The following is a 26575-nucleotide window of genomic DNA, read 5'->3' on the forward strand; positions in this document are numbered from 1 at the left end:
AATAAGGAGGGATTTATACTCTAGTTAACTATTTTAAAGGGTTCCTACCCTAGGAAATTTTATCTTTCGTCTTCGATTTTTGCGTGGGGATGGATGACCATTTCGGTATGTTATGTTTGATTTTCGATACCACGATAGTCATATCATCTTCTATTAAACCGGAGCTCGACCGGATGACCTCCTCCATTAATATGTCTGCCACTTCCTGTGGATCATCGGTTTCGAGTTCTTTTATCTTTCGCTTCATCCACAGGTCATAATTTTCTACATGCTTTGGTCCCTCAAAGGCACCGTCACTCATCATGATGAGAAGATCTCCTGCTTTCAATTGTTCCGAGACGACATCGACATCAAAGTCCTGCTGAAGCATCCCCATCGGCAAGTTACTGGCTTCCACCTTGAGGATTTTATCCCCCCGCTTAATGAAGCTTGGGGTCGAGCCTATTTTTAAGAACCTCGAAGACGCATTTTGCAGATCGATCATGGCTAAATCCAGTGTGGAGAAGATTTCATCATTCGTTCTGAGGGAGAGAATCGAATTGATGGACTTGATCGCCACCTGTTCTTCGATCCCCGACTCCAGGATCTTTTTCAATAGCCTCAGTGTTTCATTGCTTTCGTAATGGGCCCGTTCACCATTCCCCATCCCGTCACTGATCGCAACGGCATACTTCCCCCTTCCCAATTCAATCATGGAGTAACTGTCTCCTGAAACCAGACCGCCGCCTTTTGCCGCATGGGATGCCCCTGTATCGACGACAAATTTCTTGGCAGATTGAAAGGTTACGTGACACTGACCATTCGGAAATTGAGCGCACTCCTCCTTTTGTACGACGATGTTTTCCCCTAATATATCGGATAGCATGGGTGCGATGAGCTTTTCCCCCTGTCCGTGACCTCCGCAATAAGGCATGGTCATATCGATATCGACATTCCCTTGCTCCAGATTATAGATTTCTATATTTTCGATCTCGATCCCGAACTCTCCGATACTTGCCAGGATCTGTTCTTCCTGAATATGATGATTCTCCCTTTCTCTCTGGATTTCTTTCGCAAAATTCCCCATGACTTCGGACACACCAAGCAACTGGTCAGCCACAAGCTTCCTGCTTTCCTGGACCTGTTTCTTCAATTTCAGATTGGCCTGATAGAAAGTGAGCTCCTGATAGATCGTATCCTTCAGCTTCTTCTCTCTCGTACAATGCTTCTCTACTTCTCTTGCAAGTCTCGGGGAAAGGGGGACCCTTCCCTGATCATACTCAGTCATCACTTCTTTCATGAGATTATAGGTTTTATCAAAATTCCGCGCCCAGCACTGATCCTTCTTAAAGCAGGTTTGACAGGTCTTCTCAGTGACATTGCTGAGGAAATAGTCAAATTCTTTATCTTCCTCCTCTTCAAACCGGTCTTCTATTTGTTGAAAGCTGTTCGAAAGAGCTTGAAACACTGACGAGAATTGAGTGACCCGGTTGGCGGTCACATCCCTCACCCGGCGCATATACCCCTGTTGGTCCTGCTGATATTCAGCTGTACCCGGTATATGCCTCGCAATTTTAGACGTTAAACTTTGAGGAGTGAGAAATAGGAGTAATATCGCTACCCCCGATTCATAAAGGGTTTTCGTTATGACAGTATCCGTATCCCCGTACATGCCCATCAGCAATGTAGCGATTAACAAACCGATTGCCGCTCCGAATTTCTTCCCTTCTTTCATGAGTCCGCCCAGAAGTCCGGAAAAAGCAAGCAAGCTCATTTGATAAAAGCTTGAAACGTTGGCTAAACTGAAGACGAGGCCGGTCACGACCCCTACCGTCGAGCCCACTGTGGCCCCTGCAATAAAGGAAAACAGCAGTACCAGATATCTTGATAACACATGTTCTACAGACAGATTGTATACGGACCATCCGATCGTTCCCGTCATGATCGAGGCCAGAAGGATGATCAAGCTCACTACTTCTTCTGTTTTCAGTGATTTCCTTCTGCGCTGAACCGTGACAAGGGGGACGCTCTGGATGAAGATATAGGTTAAGAGAAACGCAAGGCTTGCTTCAATTACCGCCATGACCCCGTTATAGATCGTCAAGGCCTGTCCCTGTTGGATATAATCGAGCCCAAGCTTTGCAGCCATCACCGTAAAGAACACATAGAAGGCGACAACCCTCACATTATTCTTGTGATATTTTTGCGATAATCGATACGTTAACAGGAATAATACCGCACTGACAAACGTATAACTGATACTAGGAATGGATAAGGTGAGCGCTCCTGCCAGCAATCCCATCAGTGCAATCGGTGACTTCTCTCTCCGGATAATATAAACCGACGCAAAGAATGGCAGAGCAAAAGGTGTCAGATGTGAAAGGATTAAAGCTCTTCCGAGGAGAAACCCGATGACGAATAGAGCAACCCCCTTTTCTACGAATAACCACTCAAGCTTTGAATAAATGGACCGGATCCCCTTGGACAGTTCCACCCTCGTGTGTTCAATGTCTACGTTCTGAACTGGTTCGATGATCGACTGATCGACTTTCCCCATGTATGAAACACTCCCCATTTCTTTTTTGTTCAGTATAAAGGGTACAAGCTCAAAACTTTGTCAAAATGAGGGAATGCATTCCAAGAATGTTTCGACGTCTTTCTATGGTTTCCGGTAAAATATTCAGAATATTCCAGTTCCCTTTCTTTTCGAGTTTGGATTTTTTCTTTTAAAATGCTTATGTAACTATGCTTAAGGGAATTTTGACAATTTCTTTATAATTGGATATTGACAAGTAAACCCTTTCTGGGTATCATAGTTTTTGTGCCAAAAAGGCGCATATCCATATGGCGGTGTAGCTCAGCTGGCTAGAGCGTACGGTTCATACCCGTGAGGTCGGGGGTTCGATCCCCTCCGCCGCTACCATATTGTGTCGGCCCGTTGGTCAAGCGGTTAAGACACCGCCCTTTCACGGCGGTAACACGGGTTCGAATCCCGTACGGGTCATAGAAAAAAGACTATCATCATGATAGTCTTTTTTTGTTTATTCTATTATCCCGTCAAACCTTTTCGGCAGATACCATTTCTTCGATCTGCTCCTGATGGTGCTTATCGTGACCGATGAAGTCTTCGAAAAATTCTTCCAGGGTGAAGCTTTGATCCCCGACTTTGAACGATTGCCCGAAATCATCGTCCGGTACGTTTTTTACATATGTGATCATCAGATCCCTTGTTCTGATCCCTTCTTCGATCAAATCTCCCTGGTTCACTACGCGATGGGCATAATCTTCCGCTTCTCCATTAAATTTCTGAAAATCAGGAAAGGGTGGGAGTTCTGCTCCTTCTCCAATATACGGGAGAATCTCCTGTAAAGAATATTGATCCCATTTAATGATGTGGGCTATATTGGCAGCGATCGACCATTTATCTTCCTCCATAGGCTTGAACCATTCAGCTTCACTTAGCAGCTTCAATTCCTCCAACCACATCTTAAATGACTCATAATGATCGATAATCTGTTCGTATTTCATCCATTCTGCCCCCACTCACGTTATTTATCTCTACCTATTCGATAGGAGCAGGGGATTTTCCTGTGTTGATGTCTATCAATAATATAAAAAAACAGGCATACCCATCAGAATGGGTACGCCTGTTTTCCGTTCACAAACTGCTATATGGGTTAATAGACAGCAAGTTAACCTTTTTTCGCCCCTTTTCCACCACGACGAGACTCAGTATTTTTCTTTAAAGATGATAAACGATCTTCACTGTCTTTCAAGAAACGTGCCATCTTTTGTTCGAAACTTTCTTTCGTGCGAGTGTCGTTCGGTTTATTATTACTACGCGGGCGCTGAGGACGCTGAGGGCGCTGCGGGCGTTGTGGTTGATCTTTCGCTTTACGGATGGATAAACCGATCTTTCCATCTTTCTCAACATTAATAACTTTAACCGTTACTTCGTCGCCGACTTTAAGGTGTTCGTTAATATCCTTAACATAGTTGTCTGCAACTTCACTAATGTGAACTAATCCTGTTGAACCTTCCGATAATTCCACGAACGCTCCAAAATTTGTAATACCTGTTACCTTACCCTGTAACTTGCTGCCTACTTCGATTGACATAAAAGAAATGCTCCTCCTTAAAATTATAAAAGATAAACCTTACTATATATTATAGCCAATTAAAAAAAAGAGTGTCAATAAGACACCTCTTCTTCTTTCTCTTTATCTGGCTCAGGTATGTTGAAAATAATCTCACCTTCATCTGATAAAAAGTAATCCCGGCGCGCCAGTTTGGCTATATATTCATCATCGTTAAGCTTCACAATCTCTTCTTCCAAGGCTGATTGCTTATCTTTCAGGTCTTCTAACTTTTTTTCCAATTGTGCTTTTTCCGTTTGTTTATCTTCTAAAACCTGGGCTCTGGAAATGAGGGTCGAGATTAAAAATCCACTAATTGCCAACACTAAAACAAAGAAAACTGCTAATCGACGGACCAAACGCTTTTTTCTCTTAGAAGAAGATTTATGCATATGCTCCTGATGGCGGACATATTCATTTTCCATTGGTGTCACGTTTTTTCTCATTCCCAAACCTCCTTTACAATATGGAGTGGCAAAGCCTTAAGCCCTATTCTTTATCTTTAGGTTTCTTTTTGAACTTTTCTACCACTCTATATACTTTTTTGATATACGCTTTAAAAATTCCTGCCACTTTATTATATAACTTCTCGACTCTTTTTGTAAGATTTTTCGGCAATAAATTCCAAATACCCTTCAATATCCACCATATCGGTGTGATTACGAGCTTAATCGCCCATTGCATCACTTTCATGATCACCTTTAAAAGGAATAATATGACGGATAAGAGCCCTTTTCCTATAGATAAAACAATCGTGATGAGAAGCACAATCATCCATTTTATCGGTGAATAAATCAATCTTTTCACCATTTTCACTCCGAAATTATACAGGGAGATAAAAAACAATATCAGGCGTTCAAGGAACGCCAAATAATGCTGCTTGATCAACGCCTGGTAAGCGGCAAAACCGCATAATAGCGCAATGAAAATATAAAAACGGATCTCACCGAAATTCACGACGAATAAAATATAAAAAATCGAAAGCGCCTGCAAAACCCAAAACATGATGTCATTGATGAATACAAGCCACCGTTTTCTCTCGGACCGGTGTAAGAACCGGGAATACGTGTCCAACGTCATACCAAATAGTGCCCCCATGCCGATCATGGAGAGCATGGTATAGAACTGGGTCGAGAGGGTCATCGAAACAGCTTGCTAAAGAAGCCTTTAGCCTTCTCCCCGTTTTGTTCATCCAGGTAGACGAGATCGAACACCTTTCCTTTTATAGAGACGATGCCTTTATCCACATCCAGATTTTTCATTTGAAGATTCTGGCCCCTGACGGAGAGGAATCCCATGACGGTTTCAAGGAGGAACTCTTCGTTATCGAAGCTTTCCACTTGCTTCACTCCTGTAATATCGAGGAGCTTGCGGCCCCTCATCATCACGTCATGTTCCTGAAAGGTTTTATCTTTGTTTCCATCATATTGATTCATATCCATCCCTCACATTCCCATAGTACAAGCTTTGTAACTATGTTTATGTGTATGGGGGAAAAATAGAACCAAATAACAGACCGAACGCTATGTATCCCTTACTCCGTTTCCTCGATCCTTTCCTCTGAAAGGACGGAATAAAGCCCGCTCGCTTCTTCTTTTTTCGTTGTTTCAAGAAGCCTTTCAATCTTTACCCTCATAATCCTCTGGCCAAACCTTACGCTTAATTCATCCCCGACTTTTACATTGGAGCTTGCTTTGGCCTGCTGTCCGTTCACAGTGATACGTCCCTGGTCGGCAATCTCTTTCGCCAGGGTTCTTCTTTTAATGAGCCTGGATACTTTTAAAAATTTATCTAATCTCATGGATACCATTGTACATTTCCCCTTATTCGATATTCATCTCTTTCGCTTCGTTCCAAAATTGGTCCAACTCTTCCAATGTATAATCTTCAAAACTCTTACCCGATTTCATGACTTGTTCTTCCACATAGGAAAACCTGCGGTAAAATTTCGTGTTCGTCATGGCTAACGCTTCCTCAGGGAAAATTTTATAAAATCTGGCCACATTGATCAGAGCGAATAACACATCTCCAAATTCTTTTTTCATGTCGTGTTCACTATTATTCTCGACTTCTCTTTCGAATTCCTTTAATTCTTCCCATACTTTTTCCCATGCTCCTTGAGGATCTGCCCAGTCAAAGCCTGATTTCGCGGCTTTTTTCTGGTATTCATATGCCTTCATTAGAGCAGGCATGCCTTTAGCCACGTTCTTGAGCATCGGTTCCGTCCCGCTCTCCTTTTCACGGCTTTTGATTTCCTCCCAGTTTGCTTTCACCTGTTCCGAGTTTTCCACCTGAACGGTTCCAAATACATGAGGGTGTCTCCGGACCATCTTGGATGCCAGTCCTTCGATTACTTCTTCCATGGTGAACATGCCCTCATCCTCGCCTATTTGCGCATGGAGCATGATTTGAAGGAGGACATCCCCCATTTCTTCGATCATATGATCAATATCTTCTTCCTCGATGGCTTCCAGTAGCTCATATGTTTCTTCAAGGAGATATTTCTTGAGTGAGTGATGGGTTTGTTCTTTGTCCCACGGGCAGCCATTCGGTCCCCGAAGCGTCGAGATGATTTCCCTCAATGTCGCAAATTGCTTAAAGGAGGATTCCATTTCCTCGACAGCCGGAACATAGAGGCTTGTCAAATTACTGAGACCCGCAACCCGGTCAAGCTCCACCAGCGGGATCCGCTCCACCTTTTCTTCCGTGCTTCCGGCAGCCGTTACAAGGGAGACCTCATAATCATACGGATAAAGCTCCATCAGAGTGAGCTTCACTTCAGAAGCAATGAAGCCATCATATACCTGACCGATGATAAGCTGCTGGTTCATATGGATATCATGAAGCTTTAAGTTGGTACCATCGAGAAGCTGGAACCCATCAATCGGATCCGCTCCCACAGAAGCAAACAGAGCATCGATAAAGCTCTGTCCCCCACCGATTTCCACGTGGATCTTTCCTTCTTTATGTAGGTCCAACAGCATTTGGACAGCCTTTTCTGCGACCAATGGGTGACCCGGAACGGCATAGACAAGGGAATGCTGCTCTGATGCTGTGATCAGGTTTTGAACAATCTCTTCGTATACGAGATCGAACTGATCATGTTTTTCATAGACAGCATCGAAAGAATGATAGGTGATTCCCTCTGCTGCTAAATCCTTTACGACGGGATGCTGATCCGTCCTCAAGTAAAGGTGTGAACTGTTCTTAATCCTCCTGTATACTCCCAATGGCAGCTGTTCCATATCTCCTGCGCCTAACCCGACTATCGTTATCGTATTCATGTTAATCTCCTCGCTACTTATTATTCGGCTGAACTTTATTCATCAACCACACCCATTTACTCCCAAATGGCAAGAAACTGATGTCTTCTCTTGAAAGAACATTCCCTCTTAAAAACACGATCAAAAAAATGATGCCGCCGATACAAACGCCTCCTATTGAAAAAAGGATGGAAAGCGGACGCCCGGGCATTCCATTATTCAAAAGTGTATCATATATACACAACAGCCCCTGTAATCCAATTGTCATGGCCGCCCCGCTCAGCAGCAATGTCTTATAAAAAGAGAACGTAAAAAAACGGATCGGAAACCATTTTCTAAGCTTTACTACCATCATGATGGCAATGATGCTTAAAGAGCCAACAGTCGAGATCGATGCCCCCATGACTCCCATCATTGGGATGAGAAAAGCATTGCCCAGGTATTTCACTAAAATCCCCATGACGATACAGAATGCCGGGTAATAAATCCTCCCGATTCCCTGAAAAATGCCTGCAAACGTCAAAATGAGGCAGCTGAAGAATATTGATAGACAGAAGACAGCGATAATCTTGGAACCGAGGGCATTCTCAAATAGCATCGTATTGGTCGGCACCATGATATTGATGATTCCCAGTGTGGCAGCAAAACCGATGGTAATGCTGATCTTAAGGGAAAGCTGACTGTACTCTCTTACTAGAGATTCTCTTCTTTTGAGATAGGCACTTGTCACCAATGGGACGATGGTCAGTGAGATGGATGTAGCCACTACCGTCCCGAGCTGGACAAAGGGTTGTCCCCGGTCATAAATCCCCTTCCACGTTTTCGCGCTTTCCGCTTCCATCCCAGATGACAGAAGAAGGGAATATACATTTAATGAATCGACAAATTGGAGTAACACGAGCAACATGGCACTTACACAGATAGCTGTTCCATTCTTGAATAACCGGGACCAGATCTGTACGTAATCGGCAGGAAGGGAAAGGTATTTCCGTGAAAACAGCTTTTCCCTCCGTGCAGTAAGGAAAGTAAGAAGAACAAGAAGTCCGCCCAGACCACCGGTAATCGACCCGAACAGCGCTCCTTTCCCTGTAATATATAAAGAGTACCCCTGGGTCACCAGGATCGTCGAAAAGATCAGAATCGTCGCCACCCTGATCGCTTGTTCGGTCACTTGAGAAACAGCCGTTGGCACCATATCCTCTTTCCCTTGATAATACCCCCTGATGACGGAGAGGGGGGCTAATAATAGGAACGATAAAGAAATCACTTGAAGTAACGGCTTCAGCAGGGGATCTCCCATCCAACGTGCTATCATGCCTGCACCGAAGTAGACGAGCAGAAACCAGGAAAACCCAACGAAACAAAGAAATAAAAAGGAGGTGACGGCCACTCTCTTTGCGCCTTCTTCATCATCTCCTTCTAATTTCTCCGCTACCATCTTTGAAATGATGACAGGAAATCCATAGGTGGATAGAGCGATGGCAATTCCGTAGAATGGATACACCTGCTGATATATATAAAACCCGATATCTCCAACAATATTTTGAAAAGGTACCCGATAAACAGCACTTAATACTTTGGTTACCAATGCCGCAATCGTTAACACCATGGCCCCTTTCAAAAATCGGCCGGAGGAGTACTTCTGACTCAACCCATTTTCCTGCCTTTCTATACCTCTTACTTCTATCTGAACAGACCGAAGAAAAAATCATTTATATACTGGTCATTTTACCATAAAGGGTTGTATGTTTTCTCAAATGGGGATGACGGCAAAAAAAAGAAGAGCGGCTATTTGCCACTCCTTTTAGTTATGACTCCATTTGTCTTGCTAAAAAGCCAGCTGCCGTTTCTACTGCCTTTTGTTCCACTTCGCCTACTGTACGATCCTTTGAGAAAATCGCAACGGCACCAATCGGATCTCCATTTGCGACAATCGGAGCAATCGTATAGGAAGCAAGATCCTCACCGTGTCCTTCAACAAGCTCAGCTTGTCCCTGTTGAGTGTGTAATAGAGACGTGCGGTCATCCATTACCTTCTCGATGAGTTCACTGATGTTCTTATTTAAATACTCTTTCTTTGAAGCGCCGGAGATGGCAATGACAGCATCCCGATCACAAATTAACACGGCACTTCCCAAACTGTCGTACAATGCTTCGCCATATTCCTTAGCAAAGTCACCAAGTTCACTGATTGGGGAATATTTCTTTAAGATGACTTCTCCGTCACGATCAACGAAGATTTCCAGGGGATCTCCCTCGCGAATCCTTAATGTCCTGCGAATTTCTTTCGGAATGACGACACGTCCTAAATCATCAATACGACGAACAATACCAGTTGCTTTCATCTATAGTTGCCTCACTTTCATCAGATGATTTTTATTTGGCAATGCATCCACCTTTGTTGAATACTTTACCATTGTTGAGTTTAGTATCTTACAACTTAGAAGTTCTATACACATTCAGTTATTTTTTCTGTAATTTCACTAAAATTCTAATGCAGGTATCTTTTTCCATTGTTGGCAGCTGCATAAATACTAATACCCTTATCATAGTAGAGTGAAACAATCCACGCGTTTACATTTTGGTTACATTATTATAACGAAGGTAAGAAATACCACTGGTATGTGTCGAATTGATGAAATGATCACACATTTTCTTCTATTTTTACCGCTTCATCCAGATGTTTGATGATGTCATATGCCATGTTAAACCATTTGGACGGTTCCAAGCGTGTTGTATTAATCGATATTTTAAGCTTGGAGCCTTCCATTCCAAGTCCGACTGCACGGCCGTGTTTGTTGCAAAGATTGAATACCTTGGAACCGTCGATATGTGCCGTTCCTTCCGGTGACATAAAGATATTCACGGTTTTCTTATCCTGCTTGATGGATTCGAGCTTTGTATTCTTGGCATAGATCTTCATTTCAGAGATGAGGAATAAGTAGCCCACCTCTTCCGGATATTCACCGAACCGGTCCAGGATCTCTTCTTCCAGCTCCTCGATTTCTGGAAGGGAAGAAAGAGATCGGAACCGTTTATACATTTCGATCTTTTGATGACCATCTTTAATATAATCATCCGGAATATAAGCGTCGATTTCGATGTCCACCTCAAAGCTTGATTCAGGCTGCTTCGGAAGATCCCCTTTTCTTTCTTCGATGGCTTCTTTCAGCATTTGGGAGTACAGGTCGAATCCGACAGAATCGATGAATCCATGCTGCTGCGCCCCGAGGAGGTTACCCGCTCCACGGATCGTCAAGTCACGCATGGCAATTTTGAACCCGGATCCCAGTTCCGTGAATTCTTTGATCGCCTGTAATCGTTTTTCCGCCACTTCTGTCAGCACCTTATCTTTCCTATAGGTGAAATAGGCGTAAGCCACCCGGTTCGAACGCCCGACACGTCCCCTTAGCTGATAAAGCTGGGATAAGCCCATCCGGTCGGCATCAAACACAATCAACGTATTGACGTTTGGGATGTCGACACCCGTTTCAATAATCGTCGTCGTGACCAGCACATCGTATTCTCCTGCAAGGAAGCTTAGTATGACGGCTTCGAGCTCATTTTCACTCATTTGACCGTGAGCATAGGCAATCCGGGCATCTGGTACAAGCATGGAGATCTCATCGGCTTTTCTTTCAATGTCTTCGACACGATTATAGAGGAAATACACTTGGCCGTTCCTTGCCATTTCCCTTTCAATCGCTTCTTTAATCAGGGCACCGTTGTACTCCATTACATAGGTCTGAACCGGGAACCGGTTTTCAGGTGGAGTTTCAATAACCGATAAATCCCTTACACCGAGCATCGACATATGAAGGGTACGGGGAATCGGGGTGGCGGTTAAGGTCAGAACGTCGATATTCGTTTTTAATTGTTTGATCTTCTCTTTATGCGTGACACCGAACCTTTGTTCTTCATCGATGATCAAGAGTCCTATATCACGGTATTGAATGTCTTTTGAGAGAAGTCGGTGGGTTCCCACCACAATATCCACCGTTCCGTTCTTCAACCCCTTCGTTGTCTCCTGCTGCTGCTTCCTCGTTCTGAAACGGCTTAACAAACCGATTTCCACAGGGAAGTCCTGAAAACGCTCTTTGATGGTTTCATAATGCTGTTGTGCAAGGATGGTGGTAGGCACGAGGATGGCCACCTGTTTTCCATCTGCAATCGCTTTGAAGGCGGCCCTGATCGCAACCTCGGTCTTTCCGTACCCTACGTCCCCACACAATAAGCGGTCCATCGGACGTTCTCTTTCCATATCGTGCTTGATTTCACTGACAGAGCGCAGTTGATCATCCGTTTCTTCATACGGGAAAGCCATTTCAAATTCTCGCTGCATGTCCCCATCTGGAGAAAAGGCATAACCTTTTGCCGCTTCCCGTTCAGCATAAAGCTTGATCAGATCATCGGCGATATCCTGAACGGAAGATTGAACCTTCGACTTGACCTTCTTCCATTCACTTCCACCCAATTTATAAAGCTTTGGATCCTTATTTTCCGAGGCCACATATTTCTGGACCAGTTCAATTTGATCGACCGGTACATAAAGTTTGTCATTCCCCTGATATTTCACATGGAGATAATCTTTGTGAACCCCGTTGATCTCCAACGTTTCGATCCCAAGGAATTTACCGATCCCGTGATTCACATGAACCACATGGTCCCCGACTTTCAGCTCAGAGTAACTTTTGATCCTCTCTGCGTTTGAAAGTTTCTGCCTTCTCGGCTTCTTTTGGGTTTTCTTATTGAACAATTCTTCTTCTGTAATAACCGCAAGTTTCTGAAGAGGGAGCTCAAATCCGCTTGTCAGGCTTCCATTGATCATCTGGATCGTTCCCGGCAGGAGCTTATCTCCATCTTCGACAAAGGCAATCTCTATCTTGTAATCGTCCAGTACCCTTTGAAGCTTCTTGACGCGTTCTTCATCCGGTCCTAACAAGACAACGGTATATCTTCCTTTTTTCCACCTGTCCAACTCTGCCTTCAATACGTTCATCTGCCCATGGAAATTCTGCATGGGCTTCGTTGAAACATTGAAGATGTTTTGTGGACTGGTATTCGGAATATGGCGCAGGAACAATGAGAAATACACCTTTGGCAGCTTCGTCTTACTAACTAACGAAGAAAACGTGTGGGATACAGGGACGTCTTGAATGATCTGTCCTTCCTGAAGCAGGGATGTATACCATTCCGCTTCCTCTTTCTCCAGGGATTCACTCATTTCCTGGACGCGACTGTATTCGTCAAAGAATAGAACCCCGTCCTCTGGTAAATAATCTAGCAAACTACTAGGCTTTTCGTATGCGAGGGACAGGTACTTAAAGATTTGCTCAGGAACCTGCCCATTTTCGAGCTGACTCACCTCATACCCTATGTACTCTGTCATCTTCTCTTTTACAGCCGCTGATTTGACCTTCTTCAAGCTTGCGGAAAGACCTGCATTGATTTCATGAATGAGTCTCTCCATATTTTCATACTTCAATAAGACCTCTGTGGCAGGGCCTATTTCAATCTCATTGAGTTTATCAATCGAACGCTGGTCTTCAACCGAAAAGAGGCGGATCGAATCAATTTCAGTGTCGAATAATTCGATCCGGACAGGGTTCTGAGTGGTTAATGGGAAAATGTCGACAATCCCTCCGCGAAGGCTGAATTCACCAGGTGTGCTGACCATCCCTGTCCGTTGATAGCCCATTTGGACCAGTTGATTTAACACTTCATCCAAATCGATATCTTCACCCATTTGAAAACGGATCTGATTCGTTGCCCACATCGATTGAGGGGGAAGGATTTTCCGTAATCCGGCAACAGGCACAATATAGACACCCTTTTGATGATTGGAAAGCTTATTCAATACTTCGATTCGTTGTGCCCTCAACTCCGGACTTGCCACACTTAGTTCAGCTGCGATCAGCTCATTAGCAGAATATAAATATACTTCGTCCTCAGACAAAAATTGAATGAGATCGTCATAGACTTTCTGTGCCTGAAACAAATTATGCGTCACCACTACGGTGGATTTATTCGTTTGTAAATATACATCTGCTATATAAGCTGTCCGGGATGAGCCGGACAATCCTGCCACAAGTTGTTCAGACAGTCGTTCCTCCACTCCAGCGATGACGGACTGTAGTTCTTCACTTTGGTGAACCTGCTTTAAAATACCTTTCAAGTGTACGCTCCTCCCCTGTGGTTCTTTCTATAAATAATCTAAAAGTATAAACAGAAAAATGCTTTGGTTCTTCACCAAAGCGTTCTTACTGAATGATATGATCTAATTCATGGTAGTCCGGATTTCTCTCCAGGCTCTCCTGACAATCTTCACAAATCGTTTTTACTTGGATGTCCCCGTTGTCCTGATAGTGAACCATATGCAGCCGTTCTTCATCCGTCAGCATATGAATCCCGAGCTGCTCGGAATGAACGGATACATTTGAAAGAGTCCCAACATTCGTCCCGCAATGCCGACACTGATAATGGATCGCCATGTCTTTCCCTCCATACACATTTATACTGTTAGTATGAACCTGTTAGAAGGGAGTTATTCAAACCCATGAAAGGATTTACGATGAAGGGACCCTGGAAATTCAGTATATGACATGGTCAGTTGAATTTATTCATGACCTCAAGGAATGGTTTATCCAACCAGGTTTCACATGCTTCCACGCTTGAAGAAATGGCTTTATCCAGTTCGGGCTGCTCTTCCTTCGAAAACTTCCCCAGGACGTAATCCGGGACGCTCATTCCATTGGTCGGACGGTCGATGCCCACCCGCAGGCGATTAAACTGCTGGGAACCTAAATGGGCAATGGTCGATTTAATGCCATTATGCCCCCCGGCACTTCCCTTTTGCCTTAATCTTAATTTTCCTACAGGCAAGTCCAGATCATCATAAATGACAAGTAAATCCTCATCTTCAATTTCAAAATAATCCATCAGGGGTACAATGCTTTCCCCTGACAAATTCATATACGTAAGCGGCTTTAACAGAACGACCTTTTCACCCTTATGATGGTATGTGCCGTAAACACCTTTAAACTTGGACTGGTTCAACGAAACGCCCAGTCGATCGGCTAATGCATCTATAATAACGAAACCAATATTATGTCTCGTTTTCTCATATTGTGATCCCGGGTTCCCGAGCCCAACGATTAATTTCATTTCTAACACCTCTTCTGACCTTATACCTCTAGAATAACGTAAAAAGCGCAACCTGCAAAAGGTTACGCCAAAAAATATTGATTTTTTACTCTTCCTTCGATTCACTTTCATCACTGGCTTCCGATTCTCTTCCTTCTTCATTCTCAGGTGTGCCAGCTTCCTGCTCTTCACCACTGTCGATTTCCTCTTCTTGTCTTGGAGCAAGGATGGAAGCAATGGTGCGGTCGTCCTCTTCATTGAGAGTGACGCTGTACTTATCACGGATATCACTGATCGTTACCGTTTCTCCCACTTGGAGCTCGGTTACATCCACTTCGATGGATTCCGGGATGTCCTTCGGTTTGGCTGTTACAGATACCTCATGCAACGGCTGCTGCATCACGCCACCGTCCTTCACGCCTGCCGCTTCTCCTACAAGCTCGATACGAACATCCGCATCGATTTCTTCTGACATATTCACAGCAAGGAAATCAACATGCGTGACAGCATCCTTCAGGTGGTCCTGCTGGTAATCACTTAAAATGACGTTTTGTTTATTACCATCTACATTTAAAGAAATGATCCCGTTTCTTCCTACTTCACGGATGGTTTTAATGAATGTAATGGCATCTACCATAATTGGTGTATTATCTGCTTTGTAGCCGTACACGACTCCTGGGATATTCCCCTCATGTCTCAGCTTTGTTAATGAAGATCGTTTAAAATCTTTCCTGGTATTTGCTTTTAATTCTGTTGCCATGTCTAATCCAACACCTTCCCTAATCTTTTATGTTAGTTAAAGTTCTATATATAGTAATTACCCTAATGTGATTTGAAATAAACATAGAAAAATCAATTCATTATAGGAAGATTGCTTCGGGGATTTTGACAGATAAGGGTTTCAAGCCTTTCCAACCGAAGCCGGAAAACGAAAAAAGAAGAGCTGGTCCCATAATTAAAAGGACAAGCTCTTCTTTCTATGCACAAACTACAAATATTAATTCTTAATCAAAAAGCGTGCTGACAGATTGTTGCTCATAGATGCGGATGATCGCTTCGCTGATCAAAGGAGCCACTGACAGGGACTTCACTTTACCGATCATTTTCTCTTCACCCAGCGGGATGGAGTTCGTCACAACCAATTCTTTAATATTGGAGTTTTCGATGCGTTCGATGGCAGGGCCAGAAAGAACCGGGTGCGTACAGCAGGCAAAGACTTCTTTCGCTCCGTTTTCAACCAATGCATTGGCTGCCAGTGTAATCGTACCGGCGGTGTCAATGATATCATCGATCAAGATCGCGATTTTCCCGTCGATATTACCGACAATGTTCATAACCTCTGCCACATTCGGCTTCGGACGACGCTTATCAATGATCGCGATAGGCGCTTTCAAGCGTTCTGCAAGCTTACGTGCTCTCGTCACCCCTCCATGGTCCGGGGACACGATAACAAGCTCTTCCGTATTGAATCCTCTTTCTTCAAAGTAATCCGCTAGGATCGGCACACCCATGAGGTGATCGATCAGGATATCGAAGAAACCTTGAATTTGAGGAGCATGCAGATCCAGTGTGATGACACGTGTAGCACCGGCTGTTTCTAAAAGGTTCGCCACTAATTTAGCAGTGATCGGCTCACGCGCTCTCGCTTTACGGTCTTGGCGGGCATAACCATAATAAGGCATCACGATATTAATCGTCTTGGCAGAAGCACGTTTCAGGGCATCCACCATGATCAGAAGCTCCATCAGGTTTTCATTTACCGGCTGACAAGTGGATTGGATGACAAATACGTCACAACCACGGATACTTTCTTCGATGTTGATTTGGATTTCACCGTCACTGAAACGTTTTACGGACGATTTACCTAATTCCACCCCTACTTCATCAGCAATTTCCTTTGCAAGATGGTAGTTTGAATTAAGAGAGAAGATTTTCAACTTGGAATTAATATAAGAGTTTGGCATTGTGGACCTCCCATTATTTCTTATGATTTAAATTTTGAACATAATTTTCTTTATTTACTTGGCGAGCTCTTGCAATGGATAGAGACTCACCGGGAACATCCTCAGTAATGGTAGAACCAGCTGCAATGTATGCACCCTTCCCTACGTTGACAGGGGCAACCAGATTAGAATTACAGCCTACAAACACACCGTCTTCAATCTTTGTCAGGTGCTTATTCTTCCCATCATAGTTCACTGTGATCGATCCACACCCAATGTTGACGTCACGTCCCACTTCAGCATCACCAATGTAGCTTAAATGTGAGGCCTTACTCGCTTTACCGAATGTTGCTTTCTTGATTTCTACAAAGTTACCGATCTTCACTTCATCTTCAATGGTAGAAGCAGGGCGGATATGAGCAAATGGCCCAATTTGAACATCCGCTCCGATCGAACTGTCATGAGCCACAGACTGTTTCAAGACTGTACGGTCCCCGATCTGACAATCCTTCACCTCGGAGTTCGGTCCGATCATGGCATCTTCACCGATTGATGTGCTGCCTTTAAGTACTGTGCCAGGCAGGATCACGGTATCTCTTCCGATCGTTACATCTGCATCGATATACGTATTGTTTGGATCTTTGATCGTTACACCATTACGCATATGGAATTCATTGATGCGCTTTTTCATTGTGATCTCTGCTTGAGAAAGGGCCACACGATCGTTGACACCAAGCGTCTCATCAAAGTCACTTGTCTGGTATGCACTGACAATTTCACCTTCCGATTGAAGGATCTCAATGACATCCGGCAAATAATATTCACCTTGTACGTTATCATTCGAAACCTTCTTGAGAGCATCGAATAACGCTTTATTATCAAAACAATACGTTCCGGTATTAATTTCTTTCACGCTTCGTTCTTCTTCACTTGCATCTTTATGTTCCACAATGCGTTCCACTAATCCATCCTGGTTACGGATGATCCGTCCGTATCCATCAGGGGATTCTGTATGACCCGTCAAAATGGTCGCTTTGGCACCCTGTCCTTCATGATGCTTCACCAGCGCTTCCATCGTCTCTCCTTTAATGAGCGGCGTATCGCCACATACCACCAAAGTCGTTCCTTCCAAGTCACCCAGGACATCTTCAGACTGCATCACAGCATGAGCTGTCCCTAATTGCTCTGCCTGAAGGGCGAAATCACTCTTGCCTTCTAAATGCGACTTCACAAGCTCCGCACCATGACCGATGATTGTGACAGTCTTCTCTATATGTAGTGTTGAAATTTGGTCGACCACATGTTCCACCATCGGCTTGCCACACACAGGATGAAGAACTTTATAAAGCTTCGACTTCATTCTTGTACCTTGTCCGGCAGCTAATATAACGGCATATCGATTTGTCATTTTTGGTCCTCCAATAACCTTTTTATCCATAACGAATATATCCTAAAAACTCTACCATTTCAAGGATTCAAATAAAAGTACATATATTTGACAAACAGAAAAGCGGAGGCGGCTTGACCAGGCCCGACAAGCATAAGATGAATTGACCGGAAAGGCGCCCTTTGCCTTTTTGGTCAATTTAGCTTATGACCTCGAGGGACTAGCCGCCGGAGCTGGACATCGCAGAAAAGCGGAGGCGGCTTGCCCAGAGGCGACAAGCATAAGACGAGTAACCAGGAAAGGCATTCTTTGCCTTCAATTCGAAAAGCAGACCCCCATGTCGAATTTTCTTTACCACAAAAAACAAAAAATTGTTTATTTAGAGGTTTCGAATTTCTTAAAGCCTGGGTATACAAAAAACGTAAGAACCAGCGCATTTTAAAAAGGGGCTCCAAAAGACAAAAAAAAAGAGCCTTACAAAAAGTAGGCTCTTGATGCTATAGATCCTATTAGGAAGCCCCAGCTTCTTCTAACTCAACTTCTTCCAGCTCTCCTAAACGATGGTACTCAGCTAAAACGGCGTCTTGAATCTTGCCGCGGGTACCCGAATTGATTGGATGAGCAATATCACGGAATTCTCCATCCGGAGTCCGCTTACTTGGCATCGCTACAAATAAGCCATTGTTCCCATCAATCACGCGAATGTCATGAACAACAAATTCATTATCCAGCGTAATAGATGCGATAGCTCTCATGCGACCATCGGTGTTTACTCGGCGTAATCTTACGTCTGTTACTTCCATTCTGTTCACCACCTTTTTCCCTAGATGAAATCTACTCTATGTATTCAACGAATTATTTAGATATTCCTTCTTAAATTGTAAAATTTTTTGAAAAGTTTTATTTTTTCCATTCATTCAACCATCCCATTTGAACTACACTTCTTTTTTGGTACAAAAAAACACCCGTGAAGATTACTTCACGAGTGCGATTACTTCAATTTCAACCAGGGCATCTTTAGGTAAGCGGGCTACTTCCACACAAGAACGGGCCGGCTTGTGGTTGCTGAAATATTCCCCATACACTTCATTGATCGCCCCGAAATCATCCATATCCTTGATGAAGACCGTTGCTTTGACCACTGTTTCGATGGAAGCCCCAGCTTCCGATAATACAGCTTGAAGATTGCGGAACACTTGATGCGTCTGCTCCACTACATCTCCTTCGATCATTGAACCCTCAGCCGTCAAAGGAATCTGTCCTGAACTGTAGAACAAATTATTGACGACAATCCCTTGTGAATATGGCCCGATTGCTGCCGGTGCTTCCTTAGTAGAAACTACACGCATAGTAGATGCCTCCCCTTATGGTAAAAATGTTAGATTGGATTGAAAGTAATTTCCTTCCGTTAAGGAAATCTGTTTATCCTTTTCGTTTACATCAGACAATTTCAACAATGAAACATAATCATCCACCAATCGTCCGTCCATGCTATTGGATTCAACCAGAACCCCGATCCCCGACAAGGTGGCTGAAAACTCTTCCAACAGGTTTTTCATTCCATTGATGGTCCCGCCAGCTTTCATGAAATCATCGACAACCAATACTTTGGACCCTTCCTTCAAACTTCTTTTAGAAAGAACCATGGATTGGATTCTCTTCGATGAACCGGACACATAATTGATGCTCACTGTCGATCCTTCGGTTACACGGCTGTCCCTTCTGACAATGACCACCGGCACATTCAAATATGAGGCAATCGCATTGGCAATCGGGATCCCCTTCGTTGCGACCGTCATAATGACGTCTATATCTTTTTCAGCAAATGCGGATGCCAATAATTTGCCGACACTCTTCATGAGCTGCGGGTTACCAAGCAGGTCGGTCATATAAAGGTATCCGCCCGGTAATAGGCGATCGGAGCTTTCCAGGTGGATACAAAGCTCTTCAATCATAGCCTTCGCTTCCTGACTATTTACCTTTGGCACATATTTCACTCCACCTGCTGCCCCGGGAACCGTCTGTACCGTCCCGACACCCCGTCCCTCAAATGTTTCCTTTACAATCGTCAAGTCTTCACTGATGGAAGACTTGGCAGAACCGTACCGTTCAGAGAAAAAAGTCAAGGGCACAAGTTGGTGGGGCCGTTCTAATAAATAGTGCGTCATATCAATCAATCGTTCGCTGCGCTTAAACTTCACCAAAGAAACCTCCTAAATCCGAATATTATAATGTAAATATATCATTAATATACGGATTTCGGCAAGAGCTCTTAATCTCCAAGCATGCGCACTGCGAAAACTTGATCACAAAACCCTCTTAAACCATTGTAGATTCGATGAAGTCTTGATTCATATTGCACCAATCCATATACTGTCGGTCCGCTTCCGCTCATCAGAACGGCATCGGCACCGAACCGCTCCATTTGATCTTTTATCTGGGAAACTTCCGGATGCATATCCAATGTAACCGATTCGAGTACATTCCCAAGATTGGAGCAAATATCACGATAATTCCCATGTTCTAAAGCTGATACCATTGCGCTGGTATCCGGATGCTGTATGTTTTTCAAGTCCAGATTTTTATACACATCCGCTGTTGAAACGCCTATCGTCGGTTTTGCCAGGATCACCCAGCAGTTCGGGGGAGCGGGAAGATGTTTGATCTTCTCTCCTCTTCCCGAGGCCAAGGCTGTCCCTCCATAAACACAAAAGGATACATCAGAACCGATTTCAGCACCAAGCTCTGCCAGTTCGTCCATACTCAGACCTAAATCCCATAAGCGATTCAGCCCTTTCAAAGTCGCTGCAGCATCACTGCTTCCCCCTGCCAACCCTGCCGCTACAGGGATCACTTTATCGATGGAAATGGCTACACCCTTCTTGATGTTCAATTTCTCTTTCAACAGATGTGCAGCCTGATAGGCAAGGTTTCTTCCATCATCCGGCACAAATCGATTGTGGGAAAGAATTTTGATCGTATCGTCTGAAAGATTCGTCAGTTCAATTCTATCCGCTAAATCGATTGTCGTCATAACCATCTCAACTTCATGGTAACCATCTGAACGTTTATGTAAAACATCAAGTGATAGGTTAATTTTTGCCGGCGCCTTTACTAATAACCTCATATCATCACCTTCTTACCAATACTCTTTGTTATATTGTATCATACACTTATTATAGAGAGTGTTAACTTCTAAACATACTCATATAAGTATGTTATTTTATCACGTAAAGTACTGATAGGAAAGATGGCGTTGCCTTTATAAACAAAGGCCGCCGGAAAAGCATGACACTTTTTAGGCGACCTTTTGTATATGGTACTGATAAAAGATGTAATCCATATGTGTAAAAGAGTTAGTGCGGATGGTGTTCGGACAGCTGCCTGCTTGCTCGCTCGACTGCACGCTTTACCATATTCCCTGCGTCCCGGGACGTGATCCCGCCCCAGCCATCCTTCTGAACAACGTCATAGAACCCTAATTCCTGAGCGATTTCCTCTTTTAATTGGTCAGACATAATCCCTCTTCTTCTACTCATTGTCTACCTCCTTTAGTTGCACCACATCGTTAGTATGTGTACGTAGAGGTCAAATAATGTTGAAAGATCATATGTAAAACATGTATTTTTAAACAAATAAAAAAGCAGCAAACAATTGTCTACTGCTGGCTAAAGATGATATTTCCTGTTGCTTCATCATAAAATGTTAATTGAACTGTCTCAGTGAGAACATCTGCATAGCTGTAAGAAACTCGTTCGAACGCATTCTCTTCTTGATCCAGCTGAACCACGAATACAGAAGGATACGTTTCGGCTAGAACACCTGAACGCTCAATTGTTTTTCGACGTCCACCGTTTGCTTTAAGCATTAAACGTTTCCCCAGATTAGAATCAAGGGATCTTTTAATGTCGGCTAATGTTTTTGGCATTTCGCTTCCACCTCACTGTTATTAAATATAACACATTATGAAATTTTAGTCAAATAAATTTATTATTTTAACAAGAATCATGAACACCTGTCAATATATTTTATTCAACAAAAAGTACGTTTTTTCTACAACCCTAACATTCCCCAATGAATGAAAAATTATGTAAACAATAAAAGCGGAGGCGACTTGACCAGGCCCGACAAGCATAAGATGAATGGGCTGAGAAGGCGTTCTTTGCCTTCTTGGACCATTTAGCTTATGACCTCGAGGGACTAGCCGCCGGAGCTGGATAACACTAAAAGCGGAAGGGCTTTGCCCAGAGGCGACAAGCATAAGACGAGCCTGCCGGAAAGGCGTTCTTTGCCTTTTTGGCAGGGTTGGCTTATGACCTCGAGCCTCTAAGCCCTGGAGCTGGATAACAATAAAAGCGGAGGCGGCTTGCTCAGGCCCGACAAGCATATGGCGAGTGCATCAGAAAGGCGTTCTTTGCCTTTTTGGTGCACTTGACTTATGACCTCGAGGGACTAGCCGCCGGAGCTGGATAACAATAAAAGCAGAAGGGCTTTGCCCAGAGGCGACAGGGTATTAAAAAACCACCACCCAACCAGTATATGACCCGTCAAAATGAAATAGACCTTACAATTCACGCATAAATTGCAAGGTCTTCGAAGGTTTTGTCGAACCTTCCCTATTCTTCTTCTGTGATTTTGTACGGCATTCCCGTCCGAAGAACACCCTTCGTCTCGATTCCACCCAATCCTTTGTCTCCTGTCAGTGTATTGCGGATGACATCCCAGACATTCACCGAATCTTTAAACCCCGTGAAACAGATCTTTGCCACGATATAAACGGGATCTAAGGCATGGATATTGACTCTTGACGGGGAACTCGCGAAGTTGGCACCTGCATGGATCAGGGATTCAAAGTGGGATTGACAGGCGCCGGCGAAGATCACGAGCTGATCCAGATGGGGGGATTTGCTGCGTGCCTCTCTTACTGCCTGAACAAAATACTTCGAATGGCGGTACGCGTTGATATCAGCCTTGGCCCCTTTCGACTTGGAGTAGGCATCGTGGCCAGTTAATACAATAATATTCGGTCTATATTTATCGATAAGGGATCCGATTTGGTTAGGCATCTCTGTTTCGCTGCAGTGGACGCCTTTTACCGGGACACCGATTTTCTCATAAAGATCTAGGCATTTTCTTAAATAGCTGGGATCTCCATCAAGATGAAGCACTTTCCCCGGGACTTGGAAATAGTTATAATCGTCTCGATAAGCATTCGTTACCCTGTATTCCTGCTTATACTTGAGAAGCTCTATATCCTGTCGGAACAGATCCAGGGATTGTTCTTCTTTCGAACGAAATTCCTGTGCAATCCGGTCCTGTTCTCTAGGGTCCATCTTCTTCAAATCATGAAAAGGAGCATCCGCTATTAATCGAAAATCTTCACCATACAGTACTGCCGTTTTATGACCATCTATCATTCGGATATCTATTACCCTGAATAAAATATCACATCGATATGAAAGGCGACCTACGACATCATTGATTTCGATATTCACATCAGTCACTCCCATGGGCTAAACATTGGTTGATAAAACAAAATAGGAAATCAACAAGCCGAGGAGGGACTGCATCCGCCTGCCCTTCTCAAAGCCCTTCCTTATCATCCATTAAGTAAATATTCCCTGTGATAACCTATGCACTCCCGGAATATTCCGTGTCAATAAAATGGGAGTAGACTGTTCAGTTTATCTAGACAAAAAAATGACTAAACGCTCCTTCGCGTTTAGCCATTTATGCATACTTTAGTTGAAATTCGGGTACAACTCATCGCTTAAGCGGCCGAATTCCTGTATCGTCAGTGTCTCCCCCCTGCGGGTAGGTTCGACGCCCGCTTGGGATAAAGCCTCCAGGATCAGTTCTTTCTTTCCCTTCCCTTGAGGGAGTTGACTCGTTAAGTTATTTAAAATCGTCTTTCTTCTTTGAGCGAAGGACGAGCGTGTAACGGTAAATAGGAAGTCTTCACTGATGACGTCTACAGGAGGCTTCTCACGCTTCGTCAGACGGATGACGGCAGAGTCTACATTCGGCTGGGGCATAAAGACCGTTTTAGGGACAGTCATGACCATCTCTGCCTCTGTATAATACTGAATGGCGATGGAAAGTGATCCATATGCCTTTGTTCCCGGCTGAGCTGAAATACGGTCCCCCACTTCCTTTTGGAGCATGACGCATATTCCCCTGATCGGGAGACGCTCCATCAACAATTTCAGAATGATGGGCGTGGTGACGTAATACGGAAGATTGGCTACCACCATGATATCGTCGAATCCTTCAAATTCCCTGTTTATGATCGCTTCAACATCCGCTTCCAGGATATCTTCATTTATTATTTTCACATTATCATAAGGAGACAGGGTGTCATCCAGGATCGGGATCAGTCGCTGATCGATCTCAAAGGCTACAACCTTTCCCGAAGTACGGGCAAGGTGTTCTGTCAGGGCTCCGATTCCAGGTCCGATTTCAATGGCCGCTGTTTTCTCGGATAGTCCTGCATATTCCGTTATGTTCCTTAAAATATTGGGATCAATTAAAAAATTCTGGCCAAGGCTCTTCTTAAACGAAAATCCGTACTTTGAAAGGATTTCCTTCGTTCGTATCGGGGTTGCAATATCTTTATGCATGTTCTTCCTCCTGAATGATTTCCATTAACGCGTTTTTAAATTCTTCTTTTTGAATATTAAACATCCGTAAACGTTTTTGCAGCTGTTTTCCATTAGTGTATCCGATTCTAAGCTTCTCACCAAGGGCTATTCTCCTGTCCTTCGACTGCGGGCTCCCGATTAAACCGGCATCGATCAGATCTTCCTTTGAAATGATTTCTGCCTGATCGACATCCAACAAATGAGCTTCCTTCAAGGACTCCCTTATAACGTCCGGGCTTGCATGTTCGACACCTATCCCCCTGCCTGATTTCGGCAGCGCGTCTTTCTTATGTACAAAAGCATGCTTGCATCCGGGTACCGCTTCACTCACGATCTTTCGAATTCGCTCTCCCGGATAATCGGGATCCGTAAATATGATAACGCCCCTTTTTTCCTGGGCGTGCTTGATTTTCTCTATAGTAGCAGGAGACACCGCAGAACCATTCGTTTCGATCGTATCTGCGTTGACGGCACGCTGAATGGCTACCGTATCATCCTTACCTTCCACTACAATGATTTCTTTGATTTTCATAATTCCTCCAAAAAAGTTGAAACATTTTTGCCTTTCCATTCGTCTAATAAATGAAGACCTAAAGCTATTATAACGGTTTTAACCGAGAAATAAAAAAAAGCAGGAAAACACCCTGCTCTTAGTTCAATATTTTCACTTTGATGGTTTTTCTTCCCCAACGATAAGCGTCTGATTTGGATGAGAAGAATACATCGATTTTATTCCCTTTGATCGCACCGCCTGTATCTGCCGCAACAGCATATCCATAGCCTTCCACATAGACCTTTGAACCTAAAGGAATAACGGAAGGATCGACTGCGATCACTTTTACGTTAGGATTCGATTTTAGATTGATGCCTGTAGCCGTATGGCCGGAACATCCATTACAAGAAGCTGTGTACGCAGTAGAACTGACATAGAACTCCCGTCCACCACTAGGAGCGGCTGACGCTTCTGCACTGGATGATGAGGATGAAGAACGTCCACGTGAAACCTGGGCCACTAACACCTTTGTTCCAACATTAACGATTTTATCCTGACTTTCTTCCACGACTTTTTCACTCACTAATTTTCTGGAAACCTCTTTACCATTCTCTTTTACGATTTCATACTTCTTTTCAACTTTTCCGTTTTTACCTTCTTGAACGACTTTCTCTTTTCCTTTTGACAGGTCGGAGTCCTTCTTGGAAATAACGGTGAAATTCTTTGTCTCTTCCACTACATCGGTGACTTTTTCAACTCGAACGACATTTACGACATCATTTGCTTTAACAACTTTGTCTAAACTTGGTTCAACACGGTCTGAATCTTTTAGTGTAATTCCTTGTTGCTTTAAAAAGTCAGCGACCGTAGTCGAAGTAGACCATACCTTTTGCTCTTTTCCACCGTTTACAAGCTTAAGTGAAAATGCGGGATCAATCTTTACCTTCATGTTCCCTGTTACTTTTTCTGATAAGCCGGGTTGGACCTTATCATGTTCTCCTACTTGGATTTCATTTTCAGAGAGTAACTCTTTTACTGTTTCAGCAGTCGTCCAGATTTTTTTCTCCTGGCCACCTACTGCTATCCCTACCTGTTTTGCCGGTTCCCAAACGATATTCATGTTATTTGAAACCTTCGTATTCCCCGAGGGGTACAAATAGTCTTCTGAGCGGGGTGAAATCTCTAATTCTTTTAATATATCTTGAATCGTGTTTGCATGCGTCCTAATCTCTTTTTGCTCGCCGTCTAAGGTCAATGCTACAGTGTTCTTGGATCCTTCATAAAAAAGAATTCCGAATACAGCTGCCGATGTTACTATTGTTCCAATTGTAACAATCCATTTCCTTCGACTCAAAGACTTGGAAAACAGGCTTTTCATGGTTTTAAAGTTCATGAAAAACGCCTCCTTTTCTCGGAGTGATTATATAGAGTTATCCAGTGACTGTCAACCCTTACTTCTTCTAACCTAATCTAGAAAAATATTACAACCCGGTGAACACAAAACATATTATGCAGAAAATGCAAGAAAAAGAAAAGAGAGAGTTATCGACACGTTTATCCTATGAAACACGATTCCTATGTAGAACTTTT

General features: G+C 43.6%; 26 protein-coding genes and 2 tRNA genes. 2 read left to right on the top strand and 26 right to left on the bottom strand.

Annotation, left to right across the window (positions count from 1 at the left end; all coding sequences use genetic code 11):
• Positions 1-49: 49 nt before the first annotated feature.
• Positions 50-2536 (bottom strand): stage II sporulation protein E, encoded by a 2487-nt coding sequence (gene spoIIE, locus V8G47_RS17235; RefSeq protein ID WP_336201181.1) that lies wholly within the window; start codon positions 2534-2536, stop codon positions 50-52.
• A 289-nt stretch (positions 2537-2825) separates the two neighbouring features.
• Between spoIIE and V8G47_RS17240 the strand changes: the two genes are divergently transcribed.
• Together V8G47_RS17240 and V8G47_RS17245 are read left to right on the top strand one after the other, a co-directional pair.
• Positions 2826-2902, top strand: a tRNA-Met gene (locus tag V8G47_RS17240).
• A 9-nt stretch (positions 2903-2911) separates the two neighbouring features.
• A tRNA-Glu gene (locus V8G47_RS17245) sits at positions 2912-2983 on the top strand.
• A gap of 53 nt (positions 2984-3036) precedes the next feature.
• Here V8G47_RS17245 and V8G47_RS17250 read toward each other — a convergent pair.
• The 25 genes from V8G47_RS17250 to V8G47_RS17370 form a co-directional block, all read right to left on the bottom strand.
• Complete coding sequence (locus tag V8G47_RS17250) at positions 3037-3507, bottom strand: DinB family protein (protein WP_336201182.1); 471 nt, start codon at positions 3505-3507, stop codon at positions 3037-3039.
• Positions 3508-3671: 164 nt separating this feature from the next.
• On the bottom strand, positions 3672-4097 hold the full coding sequence (locus V8G47_RS17255; protein WP_098353691.1) for a S1 domain-containing RNA-binding protein: 426 nt from the start codon (positions 4095-4097) through the stop codon (positions 3672-3674).
• 74 nt (positions 4098-4171) lie between these two features.
• Complete coding sequence (locus V8G47_RS17260) at positions 4172-4561, bottom strand: FtsB family cell division protein (protein ID WP_060674209.1); 390 nt, start codon at positions 4559-4561, stop codon at positions 4172-4174.
• 43 nt (positions 4562-4604) lie between these two features.
• A complete protein-coding gene (gene yabQ / locus V8G47_RS17265; protein ID WP_261749129.1) occupies positions 4605-5258 on the bottom strand; it encodes a spore cortex biosynthesis protein YabQ in 654 nt (217 codons plus the stop codon).
• Positions 5255-5551 carry a sporulation protein YabP gene (gene yabP / locus V8G47_RS17270; protein WP_034763030.1) on the bottom strand — a complete coding sequence of 99 codons (297 nt, stop codon included), beginning with the start codon at positions 5549-5551 and terminating at the stop codon, positions 5255-5257. The genes yabQ and yabP overlap by 4 nt, the downstream gene beginning before the upstream one ends.
• A gap of 98 nt (positions 5552-5649) precedes the next feature.
• Positions 5650-5916, bottom strand: coding sequence for an RNA-binding S4 domain-containing protein (locus tag V8G47_RS17275; protein WP_159363168.1), 267 nt, complete (start codon positions 5914-5916; stop codon positions 5650-5652).
• A gap of 22 nt (positions 5917-5938) precedes the next feature.
• The gene (gene mazG / locus V8G47_RS17280) at positions 5939-7399 is read right to left on the bottom strand and encodes a nucleoside triphosphate pyrophosphohydrolase (protein WP_336201183.1); all 1461 of its coding nucleotides are present in this window, start codon (positions 7397-7399) and stop codon (positions 5939-5941) included.
• Between the two features lie 13 nt (positions 7400-7412).
• Positions 7413-9029: a putative polysaccharide biosynthesis protein gene (locus V8G47_RS17285; RefSeq protein WP_336201184.1), complete on the bottom strand. Its 1617-nt coding sequence runs from the start codon at positions 9027-9029 to the stop codon at positions 7413-7415.
• A gap of 157 nt (positions 9030-9186) precedes the next feature.
• Positions 9187-9723 (bottom strand): stage V sporulation protein T, encoded by a 537-nt coding sequence (gene spoVT / locus V8G47_RS17290; RefSeq protein WP_034762981.1) that lies wholly within the window; start codon positions 9721-9723, stop codon positions 9187-9189.
• 299 nt (positions 9724-10022) lie between these two features.
• Positions 10023-13553, bottom strand: a complete 3531-nt coding sequence (gene mfd / locus V8G47_RS17295; RefSeq protein WP_336201185.1) for a transcription-repair coupling factor — start codon at positions 13551-13553, stop codon at positions 10023-10025.
• A gap of 85 nt (positions 13554-13638) precedes the next feature.
• A complete protein-coding gene (locus V8G47_RS17300) occupies positions 13639-13869 on the bottom strand; it encodes an anti-sigma-F factor Fin family protein (RefSeq protein ID WP_034762976.1) in 231 nt (76 codons plus the stop codon).
• A gap of 115 nt (positions 13870-13984) precedes the next feature.
• On the bottom strand, positions 13985-14542 hold the full coding sequence (pth, locus tag V8G47_RS17305; RefSeq protein WP_034762974.1) for an aminoacyl-tRNA hydrolase: 558 nt from the start codon (positions 14540-14542) through the stop codon (positions 13985-13987).
• Between the two features lie 85 nt (positions 14543-14627).
• Positions 14628-15281, bottom strand: coding sequence for a 50S ribosomal protein L25/general stress protein Ctc (locus V8G47_RS17310; protein WP_336201186.1), 654 nt, complete (start codon positions 15279-15281; stop codon positions 14628-14630).
• A gap of 244 nt (positions 15282-15525) precedes the next feature.
• Entirely contained in the window at positions 15526-16485 is a 960-nt protein-coding gene (locus V8G47_RS17315) for a ribose-phosphate diphosphokinase (RefSeq protein ID WP_336201187.1), read from the bottom strand.
• A 13-nt stretch (positions 16486-16498) separates the two neighbouring features.
• Positions 16499-17872 (bottom strand): bifunctional UDP-N-acetylglucosamine diphosphorylase/glucosamine-1-phosphate N-acetyltransferase GlmU, encoded by a 1374-nt coding sequence (gene glmU, locus V8G47_RS17320; protein WP_336201188.1) that lies wholly within the window; start codon positions 17870-17872, stop codon positions 16499-16501.
• A gap of 488 nt (positions 17873-18360) precedes the next feature.
• Positions 18361-18654: a septation regulator SpoVG gene (gene spoVG / locus V8G47_RS17325; RefSeq protein WP_032085215.1), complete on the bottom strand. Its 294-nt coding sequence runs from the start codon at positions 18652-18654 to the stop codon at positions 18361-18363.
• A 171-nt stretch (positions 18655-18825) separates the two neighbouring features.
• Positions 18826-19200, bottom strand: coding sequence for a RidA family protein (locus V8G47_RS17330; protein ID WP_336201189.1), 375 nt, complete (start codon positions 19198-19200; stop codon positions 18826-18828).
• Between the two features lie 15 nt (positions 19201-19215).
• Positions 19216-20052 carry a pur operon repressor gene (purR, locus tag V8G47_RS17335; protein ID WP_261749137.1) on the bottom strand — a complete coding sequence of 279 codons (837 nt, stop codon included), beginning with the start codon at positions 20050-20052 and terminating at the stop codon, positions 19216-19218.
• Positions 20053-20123: 71 nt separating this feature from the next.
• Entirely contained in the window at positions 20124-20978 is an 855-nt protein-coding gene (ispE, locus tag V8G47_RS17340) for a 4-(cytidine 5'-diphospho)-2-C-methyl-D-erythritol kinase (RefSeq protein ID WP_034762961.1), read from the bottom strand.
• A gap of 229 nt (positions 20979-21207) precedes the next feature.
• Positions 21208-21390: an alpha/beta-type small acid-soluble spore protein gene (locus V8G47_RS17345; RefSeq protein WP_098438557.1), complete on the bottom strand. Its 183-nt coding sequence runs from the start codon at positions 21388-21390 to the stop codon at positions 21208-21210.
• A 119-nt stretch (positions 21391-21509) separates the two neighbouring features.
• Positions 21510-21779, bottom strand: coding sequence for a biofilm formation stimulator Veg (gene veg / locus V8G47_RS17350; protein WP_032085220.1), 270 nt, complete (start codon positions 21777-21779; stop codon positions 21510-21512).
• Between the two features lie 688 nt (positions 21780-22467).
• A complete protein-coding gene (gene yabG / locus V8G47_RS17355) occupies positions 22468-23361 on the bottom strand; it encodes a sporulation peptidase YabG (RefSeq protein WP_079534934.1) in 894 nt (297 codons plus the stop codon).
• Between the two features lie 231 nt (positions 23362-23592).
• Complete coding sequence (rsmA, locus tag V8G47_RS17360) at positions 23593-24471, bottom strand: 16S rRNA (adenine(1518)-N(6)/adenine(1519)-N(6))-dimethyltransferase RsmA (RefSeq protein WP_336201190.1); 879 nt, start codon at positions 24469-24471, stop codon at positions 23593-23595.
• On the bottom strand, positions 24464-25024 hold the full coding sequence (gene rnmV / locus V8G47_RS17365) for a ribonuclease M5 (protein ID WP_261749139.1): 561 nt from the start codon (positions 25022-25024) through the stop codon (positions 24464-24466). The genes rsmA and rnmV overlap by 8 nt, the downstream gene beginning before the upstream one ends.
• Positions 25025-25142: 118 nt before the next feature.
• On the bottom strand, positions 25143-26378 hold the full coding sequence (locus V8G47_RS17370) for a ubiquitin-like domain-containing protein (RefSeq protein WP_336201191.1): 1236 nt from the start codon (positions 26376-26378) through the stop codon (positions 25143-25145).
• Positions 26379-26575 lie beyond the last annotated feature (197 nt).

Source organism: Rossellomorea sp. LJF3, assembly GCF_037046045.1.
In the GTDB taxonomy this organism is placed as follows: Bacteria; Bacillota; Bacilli; order Bacillales; family Bacillaceae_B; genus Rossellomorea.